Genomic DNA, 13,598 nt, shown 5'->3' on the forward strand with positions numbered 1-13,598 from the left:
AGCGAGCGGCATCAATGAGTCTAGTCGGCAATTTGGAAGATCTCGGCTTAGGCGAGATTCTGCAGATCGTGAGCCTCAGCAGGAGGTCCGGCGTGCTCGCCCTGGAAAGCAGGGGGCGGGAGGCGCGGGTGATCTTCCGCAACGGGCAGGTGATCCGCGCCACATCCTCGACCTTCCAGCAGAACCTGGGCGAGGTGCTGATCCAGCAGGGGGTCATCGACCTCGGGATCCTGAAGCGCGCGCTCAGCATCCAGGCCGACGAAGGGTACACCCAGCTTCTGGGCGTGATCATGGTGGAGCGCTTCGGGGTGAGCGCCGACGCCATCGAGGCCGTGGTGCGCGAGCAGATCGAGAACGTGGTCTACTCGCTGTTCGCCTGGGCCGAAGGGACCTTCGAATTCGAACTGCAGGAGGTGAGCGACGGCGACAACGCCAGGCTGGACCCGGTGCAGTTCATGCTGAAGCAGGGGCTGAACCCGCAGTACCTGGCCATGGAAGGCTCCCGCATCATCGACGAGCAGCGCCACCGCGGCGAAGGGGGCGATGAGCAGGGAGGCCACCACGACGAATCGGTCGACTTCGCTTTCGACCTCCTGCAGGAGCCGTCCGCTGCTGCTCCAGCCACTCCCTCCCCCACACCCGATGTTTCCTTACCCCCCGTCCAAGCGCAACCCCAGGGAGCTTCCATCCCGGCCGCCGCGACCACCCCGCCTGCAGGCAACAACGGGGAGGGGAAGCCGCTGGTGCTGGTGGACGACGATCCGGCGACGCTCACGGTGCTCACCTCGCTCCTTGCACAGCAGGGGTACCGGGTGGAGCCCATGGAGCGCGGCGAAGACGCACTGATCCGGGTTGACTCCCTGTACCGTGACGGCGTGCGCCCCACGGTGCTGGTCGATCTGATCATGCCGCGCATGGACGGCACGGGGATCTTGGGCGGTCTGGAGCTCATGGAGCTGGTACGCAACAATTTCGCGGAACTGCCGCTACTGGGGCTCTCGGACTTCGAAAACGAAGAGGCGCAGCGCAAGATGCGCGGCCTGGGGATTCCGCTGTTGATGAAGCCGCTGAAGAGCGAGGTCGAGGAAACGCTCGACGTCTTCGCACCGCGGCTCATGGCGGCACTGGAGAGTCTTAGCAGTCGCGCGGAGCAGGGCTTCACCAGCGTCAACATCGGCGACGAGCTGAGGCTGGAGATGGGCGAGGAACCCGCCCTGTACGCCCCGCAGCTGCACCAGAGCACCGGGCTGTCGCAGTTGCGCGGCATGCTCGAGGAACTGAACAATCCCCAACTTGGCGGCGGCATCATCCTTTTGGTGCTCCGCTTCGCCGCCGAGTTCGTAAACCGCGCGGTGGTGCTGCTGGTCAAGAAGGAAAGCATTCAGGGGCTGGGGCAGTTCGGCTTGCAGGACGGGGACGGCAGCGCGGACTCGCGGGTACGTAACCTCGGCATTCCCAGGGGGGAGCCGTCGCTTTTCTCGGAGGTTCTCGAGACCCGGTTCCCGATGAAGGCGGAGGTCGATGCCTCCGTGTGGACTCACTACTTCCTCGAGCAGTTGGGCGGCGGGCGTCCCGCCGAGTACTTCGTGGGACCGATAGTGAGCGAAGGGAAGGTGGTCGCGGTCCTTTACGGTGACAACCTGCCCGAAGACAAGCCGATCGGCGACACCGATTCACTGGAGATTTTCCTGTGTCAGGCCGGCATAGCTATGGAAAAAGCCCTGTTGCAGCGCAGGCTGCAGGAACAGGGACGGGGAGAAATGTGACGTGAAGAGGATACTGATAGCGGAAGATTCGAACACCATGCGTTCCATGCTGGTTTCGACCATAGACGAGCTGGAAAAATACACGATTGTGGAGGCCGCCAGCGGCTTCGAGGCGTTGCGTCTTTTGCCGCGCGAGCAGGTCGACCTGATCATCACCGACATCAACATGCCCGACATCAACGGACTCGAGCTGATCAGCTACGTGCGCAACAACCCCAACTACCAGTCCATCCCGCTGTTCATCGTCTCCACCGAGAGCGGCGAGAAGGATCTCGAGAAGGGGCTTGCGCTGGGCGCCAACGAGTACCTGGTGAAACCCTTCGACCCGGTGAAGCTGCAGGAACTGGTCTGCAAGTATTTGGGGGACTAAACGGCCCAACGGCCGTTCAAGGTTCAACGTTCGACGTTGAGCTGAGCCTTGGCAGCACCGGCGCAGTGACGGCGCGGTCACCAATGAACTGATTCGAGAAATGCCGTAGCAAAACGTTGAACATTGAACATTGAACGTCTTTTGCCTTTTGAAAGAGAGTCTATGAGCGTTGAGGATAACATTGGGAAAGCGTTGAAGGACTTCCTGGCCGAGGCCGAGGAGATCCTGGACCAGTTGAGCCTTGACCTGGTCTCGTTGAGTGACTGCGCCGACGGCGGGGAGTGCAGCCCCGATCTGGTCAACTCGGTATTCCGCGGGGCGCACTCCCTCAAGGGGCTGGCCGGGATGTTCGGGCTCTCCGATATCGCGGAACTTGGGCACCATCTGGAAAACCTGCTCGATGCCCTGCGGCTGGGCAAGGTGGAATTGGACCAGGCCGTGGTGAGCACCCTGTTCGAGTCGACGGAACTCCTGGCGCAGCTGGTACGCAGCGCCGGCGAGACCGGCGGCGAGGGCGCCGACCTTTCCGGCGCCATGCAGCGCATCAACGACTGTCTGACCCGCGGCCCCAAGGCGAGCAAGGACTCCCCGCTGGCGCGCTTGAACATCCCCGAGCGGGTGCTGTCCTCGATGACCGAGTACGAGGAACACCGCCTGCTGGAAAACGTGAAGAAGGGGCGCCACATCCACTCGATCCGGGTGTCGCTCCTTTTGGCGAGTTTCGACTCCGACCTCATGGAGCTCACCGATGCCCTGAAGCAGGCGGGCGAGGTGATCAGCACCCTTCCCTCGGCCTCCAGCGGGCTGGACGCGGGCATCGACTTCGAGATCCTGTTCGGCTCCGAGCTCTCGGCCGGCGCGCTCATGCCCATCATCGACCGCGAGCACCTGAGCATCACCACCTTCGGTGAGCAGGCCCAGGAGTCGGCGTCTGGCGGGGCGGATGCCGCGGCGCCCGCCGCCGAAGCAGGCGGTGCGGAAGGCGAGTTCCAGGCGCCGGTTCCCGGCGACGGCGGCGCCATCAGCGCCAAGAGCATGAGCCGGACCGTACGCGTCGACATCGGCAAACTCGACCTGTTGATGAACATCGTGGGCGAGCTGGTGCTCTCCCACTCGATGATCGCCGACGTCGCCGCCCGCATGCGCCGCGACGGCCTCATTGTCCCGTCCCAGGAGTTGAACAAGGCGGCCAAGGGGCTCGAGAAAAAACTCTCGGAACTGCAGAAAGGGGTCATGGAGATCAGGATGATCCCGGTCGGGCAGCTCTTCGACAAGATGACCCGGATCATCCGCAAGATCGCCCGCGAGCAGGGGAAGAAGGTCGAGCTGAAACTCTACGGCGCCGATACGGAGCTCGACAAGCTGATCATCGAGGACATCTCCGACCCGGTCATGCACATCGTGCGAAACAGCATCGACCACGGCATCGAGACCCCCGAGGCGCGTCTGGCCGCGGGCAAGGACGAGAAGGGGACCATCACGCTTTCCTCCTACCAGAAGGGGAACCACGTGGTGATCCAGATCGACGACGACGGCGGCGGCATCGACGTGGCACGGGTGAAGCAGAAGGCGGTGAAGCTCGGCATCATCTCTTCCGCCGACGAGGTGAGCGACCGCGACGCGCTCGATTTCATCTTCCGCCCCGGCTTCTCCACCACCGAGACGGTGAGCGAGATCTCCGGCCGCGGCGTGGGCATGGACGTGGTGCGCACCAACATCGCAGCGCTCTCCGGCCTCATCGATGTGGAAAACTTCCCGGGGCAGGGGGCGCGTTTCGTCATCACCCTCCCGATCACGCTGGCCATCATCAAGGCGCTGATCATCTCCACCGCGGGGCGCACCTATGCGCTCCCCATCACCTCGGTGCTCGAGAGCATCATCGTGGAGCAGAAGGAGATCAAGACCGTCGAGCGCAAGGAAGTGATCCAGCTGCGCGAAACGACCCTGCCCCTGTTGCGCCTCTCCGATCTCTTCGAGCTGAAGAGCGCGCAGGCCGCGCCGGAGAGTTGCTACGTGGTCGTGGTCGGGGTCGCCGAGAAGCGGCTGGGTCTCGTGGTCGATGACCTCTTGGGGCAGCAGGATATCGTCATCAAGTCCATCGGCGACACCTTCGCCGGGTTCCGGGGCATCTCCGGCGCCGCGGATCTCGGCGACCAGCGCACCATCCTGGTGCTCGACGTCGGCAGCGTCATCGCCGAGGCCACTCGGGGGAGTGCCTGATGTACAAGGAATTTTACGGCCTCACCGAGAAGCCCTTCAGCAAGACCCCCGATCCCCGCTTCCTGTACATGAGCTCGGGGCACCAGGAGGCGCTGGCGCGGCTTGAGTACGCGGTTGAGGAGAGCGAGATCGCCCTGCTGACCGGCGACATCGGCTGCGGCAAGACCACCATCTCGCGTGCCCTCATGGACCGGATGGGGGATCGTTACCACTTCATGTTCGTGTTCAACCCGCGCCTGACCGCCGATGAACTGTTGCGGGTGATCGCCTCCGGGCTGCAGGTGAACGAGCCGTCGCTGCAGAAGGACCAGCTCCTGAAGGAGATCACCACCGCGCTGTACCGGCTGCACGGCGAGGGGCGGGTGCCGGTGGTGGTGATCGACGAGGCGCAGATGATCCCGGACCGGGAGCTCTTCGACGAGCTGCGCCTTCTGACCAATTTCCAGCTCGACGACCGCAACCTGGTGAGCGTGATCATCATGGGGCAGCCGGAGCTGCGCGAGATGCTGGCCTCCCCGGTGTACGAGCCGTTCCGTCAGCGCATCTCGCTCAACTTCCACCTGGCCCCCCTGGGGCTGGAGGAGACGCTGGAGTACCTCGACTTCAGGATCGTGGCGGCCGGCGGCGAGCCGGGGCTCTTCTCCCCGGATGCCGTGCAGAGGATCTACGAGCTTTCCGGCGGGGTGCCGCGCCGCATCAACGCCGTGGCCACCAACGCGCTTTTGATCGGCTACGGCAGGGACGCCGCCTGGATCGATGCCGCCATAATCGAAGAAACCGCGGCGGAGCTGCTGGCTTAACCCCCGTTAGGGGCGGTTCAACGTTCAATGTTCGACCGCTTGGCCCTCTCCGTCATCCTCACGGTGGCGGCCTGTCCTGCCGCTACAGGCGGAGCAGTAAAAGCATTACGTGCTGCCAGGAATACTGGGGCTGTCGGCATGGGACGTCTATCGAACGTTGAACGTTGAACGTTGAACGGCTTTTCAAGTTTTGAGGTTTCGATGAATCTTGCAGAGATCAGAAAGAAGGCTTCCCGCGGAGAGGCACAGGAGGCAACGGCACGCGAAGCGGCGCCGCAGCAGGGGTGGCAGGCGCCCCGGGCCGAGCCCGTGCCTGCGCCGGCGGCGACGGAGCCGCAGCCCGAAGTGGCGGTAGCCCTCGAGGAGTTTTCCGTCCCGGAGCCCTTCGTGCCTGAACCCGTGGATCCCGACCCGCTGCCGCGCGCCTCTGCCCCGGCCTGGCAGGCCGAGCAGTTCGACCCGCCCTACCAGTACCAGGACGAGCCCGACGAGTTCGACCCGGTCGCCGTCATCCTCAAGGGGCGCGAGTCCGCTTCCTTCGAGAGCGAAACCCTGCAGCAGGAGGTCGTGGACGCGGCCAGTGTCGAGCTGCTCTGTTTCCGGGTGGCGAGCGAGGAATACGCCATCAGCATCATGGACATCAAGGAGATCATCAAGCCCCGCGAGGTGACCGAGGTCCCCCGGGTGCCGTCCTTTGTGCGCGGCATCCTGTCGCTGCGCGGCAACATCATCCCCGTCTTCGACATGAAGAACCGGCTGGGGCTGTCCGACGGGGCGGTCTCGGACCGCGAACGGATCGTGGTGGTCAAGCGTCAGGGGGGCTACGCGGGCGTGCTGGTCGACGAGGTGGTGCAGGTGGTCCGCATCGCGGAAGGGGGGATCGAACCTCCGCCGGTGGTGCTGGAAGGGATCGATCGCGAGTTCGTGCAGGGAATCGGCCGGGTCGGCGGCAGGATGCTGATCCTGCTCGACATGGAAAAGGTCTTGGATGTGGGTCTCTTGTAGAGCCGTGGTGCAGGGGGGATGAGCATGGAGAAGAACAGGATCCTCGTGGTCGAGGATGAAGAGAGCCTGCTGAAGCTGGAGAGTATCCTCTTCACCTCGAAGGGGTACCAGGTCACCGGGGTGCGCGGCGGCAACGACGCCCTGAAGGCGATCGCGCAGGACGCGCCGGACCTCGTGGTTCTCGACCTGATGCTGCCGGACATGGACGGCTTCGAGGTCTGCCGCAGCATCAAGGAAAATCCCGCCACCAGCGCCATCCCGGTGGTGATGCTGACGGCTAAGAAGAGCAGCCGCGACCTGGAGCACGGCAGGCAGGTCGGCGCCGACGCCTACATCACCAAGCCCTTCAAGTCGGTCAAGGTGCTCGAGGTGATCGAAGGGCTGTTGGGCAACGAAGGTGCAGCAAAGGGGGACGCTGTCTGATGACGGAGGAACTGCAGGAAATTCAGGTGGCCTGCCTGCGCATGGATGACGGGCTCTACGCCGTCGACATCATGCGCATCAGGGAGATCATCAGGGTGCCGAAGCTCGCCCCGCTGCCCCGTGCACTCCCCTTCGTGGAGGGGGTGATCAACCTGCGCGGTTCCGTGATACCGGTGGTGGATCTGAGGAAGCGTTTCGGACTTACCGCTGCCGAGAACAAGGACAGCGCGCGTCTGCTGATCCTTTCCATCTCGGGGCAGCCGCTGGCGTTGATGGTGGACGAGGTGACCGAGATGATCACCATCCCGCTCAGGGACCTCAAGGCGCCGCCGCGCGGCGTGCGGATCGTGGGCGGCGAGTACATGGTGGGGCTGTGCCTGGTGCGTGACGTCCCGGTGATGCTGCTCAACATCGACGCCCTGCTCACCTTCCAGGAGAAGGCCCAGCTGGGCTACCTTACCCCCAAGGGGGAGACCACTTCCACGACGAAAAAGAGCACAGCATGCTGATAGTCTGTCCTAACTGCAAGAAACGTTTCAATATCACCGTTAGCAGCTCCGACGAGCCGAAGAAGCTGCGCTGCTCGAGCTGCAAGGCCGTGTTCCGGCTGGTGCGCAAGAGCGAGCGCCCGGCTGCGCCGCAGGGCAAGGTAAAGGTCGTCGTCGCCAACGAGAGCGCCGCCTTCTGCAAGGCGGTGGAAAAGGTCCTTGCGGCAGAGCCGTTCGAACTGTTCCTCTGCACCGACGGCAAGGAGGCGCTGGAGACCGTGCAGCGTGTGCAGCCCAACGTGCTGCTGCTGGACGTGGCGTTGCCCACCATGTTCGGGTTCGAGGTCTGCGAGCGGGTGCGCCAGGATCCGGCCCTTGCCAAGGTCAAGATCGTGCTGATCGCCTCGATCTACGACAAGACCCGCTACAAGCGCTCCCCCAATTCGCTGTACGGAGCCGACGACTACATCGAGAAGCACCATATCCCGGACTCGCTGGTCTCCATGGTCTACCGCCTCACCTCCGGCGACATTCCTCCCGTGGTGCGTCCGACCGAAAGCGAACTGGCGGCTCAGGAGGAGAGCCGCAGCGAGATCAGGCAGATGGAGGTCGAGGAGACCTCGATGCCGCAGGCCGCTGCAGCGCCGGCACCCGAACCGCCCGTGGCGGCGCCCCCCGCGGCACCGGTCATGACGGCAGCCGAGACACCGGCACCGGTCATGGCGGCTGCGGAGACACCGGCGCCGGTCGTGACGGCACCGGACGCTTTCGTTGCCGATGTCGTCGAGCCCCCCGTCGTTGCGGCACCCGAGGCACCGGTTGCGGTACCCGAACTACCCATCGTTGCTGCACCCGAGCCCCCGGCCGCCCCGGCCGTCGAGGCCCCGGCGGCAGCCGTTGCGGCTCCCAGCGCTCCGGCAGCTCCCGCTGCGCCCGCTCAAGCGGCTCAGGCGCAGCTCCCCGAGGAGCAGGTCAAAGCAAGACGGCTGGCAAGGATCATCGTCTCCGACATCGTCCTGTACAACCAGGCGAAGGTGGAGCAGGGGGTCCGCGAAGGGAACTTCTACGAGGTCCTCGCAGACGACATCCGCGAGGGGGAATATCTGTACCAGCAGAGGGTATCCCAGCAGGTGCGCGATACGACTTCCTTCCTCAAAGATGCCTTCGAAGAGCTGATCGCGAAAAAACGCGCTGAACTGAGTATTTAGGAGAGTTACCCTGTCCGACGATCTGCTGGAAATCTCAGAGAGACTTGAAGCTGCCGATGAGGAGCAACGGCGCTTTGCCGTCATGTCCCTGCGCCGCCGCCCCTTCCCCGAGGTGATGGACCTGCTGTTCCGTGCCATGGGGGATGACAGCTGGCGCGTGCGCAAGGAGGCGGTCAGCGTGCTCCTGCAGGCGCAACCGCTGCAGGCGGTCGAGATCGAGGCCCTGATCGCGCTGCTGCGTTCCGCCGACAACGCGGGGTTGCGCAACTCCGCGGTCGAGTCGCTGGAGCGGATCGGCGAGCCCGCCGTGGAACAGCTCTGCGGGCACCTGGGCGATCCGGATCACGACCTGCGCAAGTTCATCATCGACATCCTGGGCAACATCCGCTGCGCCACCTGCCTCCCCTTGCTGGTGCAGGCATTGGAGGACGAGGACATGAACGTCCGCGTCGCCGCGGCCGAGAACCTCGGCAAAATCGGTGACGGGCGCGCGTTGCCCCACCTCCTGAAGGTGCTGGACGGAGGCGAGGTCTGGCTGAAGTTCACCGTGCTGGACGCCCTGGCCCTGATAGGTGCTCCGGTACCGCTTGCCAAGCTGGAGCCGCTGCTGCAGGAAGGGCTCCTGCGCCGGGCCACCTACGACTGCCTGGGCGTGCTGGGTGACAAGAAATGCTTCCCCCTGCTGCTGGAGGGGCTGCACGACAAGGCCAAGAATGCGCGTGAGGCCGCCACCATAGCGCTGATGCGTTTGCGGGGGCGCCTGACTCCGCAGGAGCAGGAAGAACTGGTGGATCGTCCGCTCAAGGACCTTGCCGGGAGCGCCACGGCGAAAAAGCTGATCGACTCGCTGCACGGCGAGGAGCCGGTGATGATCTCGGCACTGGCGCAGGCATGCGGCATCATGGGAGACGAGCGTGCCGCACTTCCCCTGGTGCGCGTGGCACGGGCCGAGCGCCTGAGGGGGGTCTGCCTGGAGGCGCTGCGCCGCATCGGCGACCCGGTGCTGCCGCTGTTGCTGGAGCACTTTCCCTTCGCCATCGCCGCCGAACGCGCCGTCATCGTACACCTCATCGCCGAGACCGGGCGCCCCGGCAACGAGGAACTGCTCTTCGCAGCACTTGAGGATGACGGCGCCGAGGTGAGGCGCTGCGCGGCAGTGGCCCTCGGGGTGCTGGCGCCGGAAGGGGCCGCGGCACGGGTGGGCCGCCTGCTCGACGATGAAGACCCCCAGGTACACGAAGGTGTCCTGGATGGGCTGCAGCGTCTGGCCGGCAAGGATCCCGACGGGGTGAGCGCCATCTGCTCCGAATTGCTGCGGAGCCGGGACGCGCGCCGGCGCCGCGATGCCGCCATCGTCCTGGGTCCCCTTGGCGACGGCGAGAGGCTTGCCCGGCTGGTGAAAGACGAAGACGCCACGGTCCGTCGGGCCGCAGTCGCCTCCCTGGCGCGCGTGGACCTGCCGCAGGCCCTGGGCGCCCTGGCCCTGTCGCTCTCCGACGAGGAACCGGAGGTGCGCGTCGCGGCGGCCCAGGCGCTCGCCGAAAGGGGAGGGCACGAGGTGCTGGCGCCGCTTAGCGTCGCTTTGAACGACACCGATCCCTGGGTGCAGACCGCGGCCCTCAAGGGGCTCGCTTCTCTGGGCGACCCGGAGGCCCTGCCGGGAGTGACCGCGCTCCTGGAGCAGGCACAGGGGCCGGTGCTGATCGCCGCGCTGTCGACGCTGGGCGCTCTGGGCGGTGCTGACGCGCTCGGGCCGGTGCGCAGCGCGCTTTACAACGGCGACGAGGAAGTGGTGGAGGCGGCCATCGGGATCCTCGCGGCTTACGGTGCCGACTGGATCGACGAGCACGGTCAGGCGCTTTTGGCGCACCCGCACTGGATGGTGCGGCGCTCCTTCGTGCGGGCGCTCGCCCAGTTGCAGGGGGCGGATGCGGTGGCGGTACTGGATCAGGCGTTGGCCCGGGAGTCGGACCCGCTGGTCAAGGGCGAGATTGTAGAACTGCTCGACAGGCTGCGCTGATGCCATACTTTGAACCTGAATTGCAACTGACGGAAGAAGAATTCCGCCTGATCAGGGACCTGATCTACAACCACTGCGGTCTCTTTTTCGACGACGACAGTAAGTACCTGCTGGACCGTCGGCTCGGGCAGCGGGTGGCTCATCACAACCTGTCCGGCTTCCGCGAGTACTACCAGTTCCTGAAGTACGACCGCAGGAGGGACGAGGAGATCGCCGACATCATGGATCTCCTCACCACCAACGAGACCTACTTCTTCCGCGAGGCGTTCCAGCTGAAGGCCTTCACCGACGAGATCATACCCGAGGTGATGAAGCTCAAGCAGCGCGAGCGCACCCTGCGCATCTGGAGTGCCGGGTGTTCCACCGGCGAGGAACCCTACACCATCGCCATGCTCCTGCTGGAGATGGGGTGCTTCCACGGCTGGCGCATCGAGATCGTCGGCTCCGACATCAGCCACCGCGTGGTGCAGCATGCCCGCAAGGGGATCTATACCAAGGCCTCCTTCCGCGCCACCGACGAGCGCTACCTCAAGCGGTTCTTCACCGAGACCGACGAGGGGTACCGGATCTGCGACGAGGTGCGGGAACTGGTCACCATCAGCCAGATGAACCTGTTCGACGCCAATCGACTGGCGCTTCTGGGGAAGATGGACGTAATCTTCTGCCGCAACGTGATCATCTACTTCGACCAGACTTCCAAGAAGCGGGTCATCGAGTCGTTCTACAACACGCTGCGCGGCGGCGGGTACCTCCTCTTGGGGCACTCGGAATCCCTGATGAACCTGTCCACCGCGTTCGCGCTGAAGCACCTGAAAAACGACATGGTCTACCAGAAAACGGATACGACCGGCGGCGGAGTGCCCAAGTGAAAAAGATACGGGTAGTAGTCGTAGACGATTCGGCCTATAATCGGCGCGCCATCACGAGGATGCTGGAGGAGCTTCCGGGTGTCCAGGTGATCGGGTATGCCACCAACGGCGAGGAGGGGATCCGCAGGGTGATCGATCTCACCCCCGACCTGGTGACGCTCGACCTGGAGATGCCGCGCATGGACGGCTTCACCATGCTGCGCATCCTGATGGCGAGTACGCCGGTCCCGGTGATCGTGATCAGCTCGACCTCAGGCGACGAGAAGGTGTTCAAGGCGCTGGAACTGGGTGCCGTCGACTTCATCGCCAAGCCGACCAGCGTCATCTCCGACGAGCTTTTGAAGATCCAGCAGGACCTGCACCAGAAGGTCCAGGCGGTGTTCAAGCTCAACATGGCGCGGGTGCAGAAAAGGGTCGAACCGGCTCCCGCCGCGGCCGCGGTCGCCGTTCCCGCGGCTCCCGTGGGGGTGCCGAGCAACATAGACATCGTCGCCATCGGTTCCTCCACCGGAGGGCCGCCGGCCCTGCAGCGCATCTTCTCCTCCTTCCGGGAGGCGCCTCCCTTCGCCATGGTGATATCCCAGCACATGCCCGCCGGGTTCACCACCGCCTTTGCCGAGAGGCTGAACCGCAGCACCGGGTTCGACGTGCGCGAGGCAAAGGACGGCGACGAGGTACTGCCGGGGCGGGCTCTCATAGCACCCGGCGGCAAGAATCTCGTCTTCGCCAGAATGGGAGACAAGGTGGTGGCGCGTATCGTCCCCCCGGGGCCCAAAGACCGTTACGTCCCGTCGGTGGACGTGATGTTCCGCTCCTGCGCGGAGCTCTACCGCAGCCGCATGTTGGCCGTGGTGCTGACCGGCATGGGCAACGATGGGGCCGCCGGGGTGCGCGAGGCAAAGAAGGTGGGTGCCCAGGTGGTGGCAGAGTCCGAGGAATCCGCCGTGGTGTTCGGCATGCCGCGTGAGGCCATTGCCACGGGGGTGGTGGACAAGGTGGTATCGATGGACGGCATGGTGCGTGAGATAGTGCTTCGTTGCGGCCTGTTGCCGCGATTCGGTTGATCAACTAGACGTAAATTCGGGGTGCGCATGCAAAAGGACGATGAACGACTGGTTCATAGCAGGGGCGAGGAGTTCCTGCAGGTTTTCAAGAAGGGGGCTGAGTTCACCCAGGAGCTTTTAAGGGAGAACGAGCGTCTCAGGTTCCGCGTGCTGGAACTGGAGAAATCCCAGGTGACCGGCGACGCGCCACCCGCTTCCGAGCTTAAGAAGCTCAACGAGCGGATCGCCGATCTGGAGCAGGAGAAGCAGGAAATCCTGGACCGGATCAAGCACGTCGAGGAAGAAAACCAGGATTTCGCCGCACGCTACCTGGAGATCGAGGACGAGAACAACAACCTCGCCAATCTCTACATAGCGAGCTACCAGCTCCACTCCACGCTCGACTTCAAGGAAGTGCTCCAGATCATCACGGAGATCATCATCAACCTGATCGGTGCCGAGGAGTTTGCCATCATGCTGCTCGACGAGAAGAGCGACGAGCTGCAGGCGGTCTCCACCGAAGGGATCGAGCGTAGCGAGATCCCGGCCTTCCGTCTCGGCAAGGGGATCATCGGGAGCGTGGCGCAGTCCGGCGAGAACCATTTCGCCAGCGACTTCGACAGCTATGAGCGTGACTTCAGCGCTCCGATGGTCTGCATCCCGCTCAAGATCAAGGAGCACGTCATCGGCGTCCTGGCCATCTACAAGCTGTTGATGCAGAAAAAGGAATTCGCCGCCGTCGACTATGAACTTTTCACCCTGCTGGCCGGCCATGCCGCCACCGCCATCTTCAGCTCGCGGCTCTACAGCGATTCGGAGCGTAAGCTGTCGACCATCCAGGGGTTCATTGATCTTTTGACGAAATAGCCAGCTGTGCAATGGGGGATACAGTTCAGATGTCAGATTACAACGTATTGATAGTTGAAGATTCACCCACCATGAGGCAGCTCATCGCCTTTGCGCTGAAGCGGATCAGGGGGGTGCGGATAGTCGAGGCCAACGATGGTGTCGACGGTTTGAAGAAGCTTTCTTCCGAGCGTTTCGACCTGATCCTGACCGACATCAACATGCCGATCATGGACGGCCTGAAGTTGGTGAGCCTGGTGCGAAACGACGCCAACTACAAGGCCATACCGATCGTGGTGATCACCACCGAGGGTGCCCAGGAAGACAGGGAGCGTGCCTTGGCGCTGGGTGCCAACGACTACATCACCAAGCCGATCCAGCCGACCAAGATCCTGGACGTGGCCAAGGCCCTGCTCCGGATCGCCTAACCGGTTCCGCCCGGTCCGCACGTCCCCCCCTTGCCGCCCTCCCTTGAGAGAGGTGGGGAAGGGGGCATCCCCGGCACCGTCCATCGTTGCCACAGGTCGTGGTGTCCCCGTG

The 13,598-nt window shown here is 64.1% G+C and carries 13 protein-coding genes; all 13 read left to right on the forward strand.

The genetic code is table 11. The features are described 5' to 3' along the window. Positions 1-14: 14 nt before the first annotated feature. Positions 15-1,766 (forward strand): response regulator, encoded by a 1,752-nt coding sequence (locus KP004_RS02995; protein WP_216800897.1) that lies wholly within the window; start codon positions 15-17, stop codon positions 1,764-1,766. 1 nt (position 1,767) lies between these two features. Beyond that, a complete protein-coding gene (locus KP004_RS03000) occupies positions 1,768-2,136 on the forward strand; it encodes a response regulator (protein ID WP_199389425.1) in 369 nt (122 codons plus the stop codon). 162 nt (positions 2,137-2,298) lie between these two features. Continuing rightward, entirely contained in the window at positions 2,299-4,356 is a 2,058-nt protein-coding gene (locus KP004_RS03005) for a chemotaxis protein CheA (protein ID WP_216800898.1), read from the forward strand. Further along, positions 4,356-5,156 carry an ExeA family protein gene (locus KP004_RS03010; RefSeq protein WP_216800899.1) on the forward strand — a complete coding sequence of 267 codons (801 nt, stop codon included), beginning with the start codon at positions 4,356-4,358 and terminating at the stop codon, positions 5,154-5,156. The genes KP004_RS03005 and KP004_RS03010 overlap by 1 nt, the downstream gene beginning before the upstream one ends. A 201-nt stretch (positions 5,157-5,357) precedes the next feature. After that, positions 5,358-6,161: a chemotaxis protein CheW gene (locus KP004_RS03015; RefSeq protein WP_216800900.1), complete on the forward strand. Its 804-nt coding sequence runs from the start codon at positions 5,358-5,360 to the stop codon at positions 6,159-6,161. Between the two features lie 24 nt (positions 6,162-6,185). Next, entirely contained in the window at positions 6,186-6,584 is a 399-nt protein-coding gene (locus KP004_RS03020; protein WP_216800901.1) for a response regulator transcription factor, read from the forward strand. Further along, entirely contained in the window at positions 6,584-7,093 is a 510-nt protein-coding gene (locus KP004_RS03025; RefSeq protein ID WP_216800902.1) for a chemotaxis protein CheW, read from the forward strand. The genes KP004_RS03020 and KP004_RS03025 overlap by 1 nt, the downstream gene beginning before the upstream one ends. After that, entirely contained in the window at positions 7,087-8,280 is a 1,194-nt protein-coding gene (locus KP004_RS03030; RefSeq protein WP_216800903.1) for a response regulator, read from the forward strand. The genes KP004_RS03025 and KP004_RS03030 overlap by 7 nt, the downstream gene beginning before the upstream one ends. Positions 8,281-8,362: 82 nt before the next feature. Further along, positions 8,363-10,300, forward strand: a complete 1,938-nt coding sequence (locus KP004_RS21225) for a HEAT repeat domain-containing protein (RefSeq protein ID WP_216800904.1) — start codon at positions 8,363-8,365, stop codon at positions 10,298-10,300. Beyond that, positions 10,300-11,169 carry a CheR family methyltransferase gene (locus tag KP004_RS03040; protein ID WP_216800905.1) on the forward strand — a complete coding sequence of 290 codons (870 nt, stop codon included), beginning with the start codon at positions 10,300-10,302 and terminating at the stop codon, positions 11,167-11,169. The genes KP004_RS21225 and KP004_RS03040 overlap by 1 nt, the downstream gene beginning before the upstream one ends. Next, entirely contained in the window at positions 11,166-12,233 is a 1,068-nt protein-coding gene (locus KP004_RS03045) for a protein-glutamate methylesterase/protein-glutamine glutaminase (RefSeq protein ID WP_216800906.1), read from the forward strand. Before KP004_RS03040 ends, KP004_RS03045 begins: the two co-directional genes overlap by 4 nt. 27 nt (positions 12,234-12,260) lie before the next feature. Then, positions 12,261-13,079 (forward strand): GAF domain-containing protein, encoded by an 819-nt coding sequence (locus KP004_RS03050; RefSeq protein WP_216800907.1) that lies wholly within the window; start codon positions 12,261-12,263, stop codon positions 13,077-13,079. 29 nt (positions 13,080-13,108) lie between these two features. Continuing rightward, positions 13,109-13,486, forward strand: coding sequence for a response regulator (locus KP004_RS03055; protein WP_216800908.1), 378 nt, complete (start codon positions 13,109-13,111; stop codon positions 13,484-13,486). Positions 13,487-13,598 lie beyond the last annotated feature (112 nt).

This window comes from Geomonas oryzisoli, assembly GCF_018986915.1.
In the GTDB taxonomy this organism is placed as follows: Bacteria; Desulfobacterota; Desulfuromonadia; order Geobacterales; family Geobacteraceae; genus Geomonas; species Geomonas oryzisoli.

Bases quoted from the DNA above. Each gene is read 5' to 3' on its own strand.
- KP004_RS03040 (WP_216800905.1), top strand. From the start codon at position 10,300: ATGCCATACTTTGAACCTGAATTGCAACTGACGGAAGAAGAATTCCGC.
- KP004_RS03050 (WP_216800907.1), top strand. From the start codon at position 12,261: ATGCAAAAGGACGATGAACGACTGGTTCATAGCAGGGGCGAGGAGTTC.
- KP004_RS03055 (WP_216800908.1), top strand. From the start codon at position 13,109: ATGTCAGATTACAACGTATTGATAGTTGAAGATTCACCCACCATGAGG.
- KP004_RS03015 (WP_216800900.1), top strand. From the start codon at position 5,358: ATGAATCTTGCAGAGATCAGAAAGAAGGCTTCCCGCGGAGAGGCACAG.
- KP004_RS03025 (WP_216800902.1), top strand. From the start codon at position 6,584: ATGACGGAGGAACTGCAGGAAATTCAGGTGGCCTGCCTGCGCATGGAT.
- KP004_RS21225 (WP_216800904.1), top strand. From the start codon at position 8,363: ATGTCCCTGCGCCGCCGCCCCTTCCCCGAGGTGATGGACCTGCTGTTC.
- KP004_RS03010 (WP_216800899.1), top strand. From the start codon at position 4,356: ATGTACAAGGAATTTTACGGCCTCACCGAGAAGCCCTTCAGCAAGACC.
- KP004_RS03030 (WP_216800903.1), top strand. From the start codon at position 7,087: ATGCTGATAGTCTGTCCTAACTGCAAGAAACGTTTCAATATCACCGTT.
- KP004_RS03005 (WP_216800898.1), top strand. From the start codon at position 2,299: ATGAGCGTTGAGGATAACATTGGGAAAGCGTTGAAGGACTTCCTGGCC.
- KP004_RS03020 (WP_216800901.1), top strand. From the start codon at position 6,186: ATGGAGAAGAACAGGATCCTCGTGGTCGAGGATGAAGAGAGCCTGCTG.
- KP004_RS02995 (WP_216800897.1), top strand. From the start codon at position 15: ATGAGTCTAGTCGGCAATTTGGAAGATCTCGGCTTAGGCGAGATTCTG.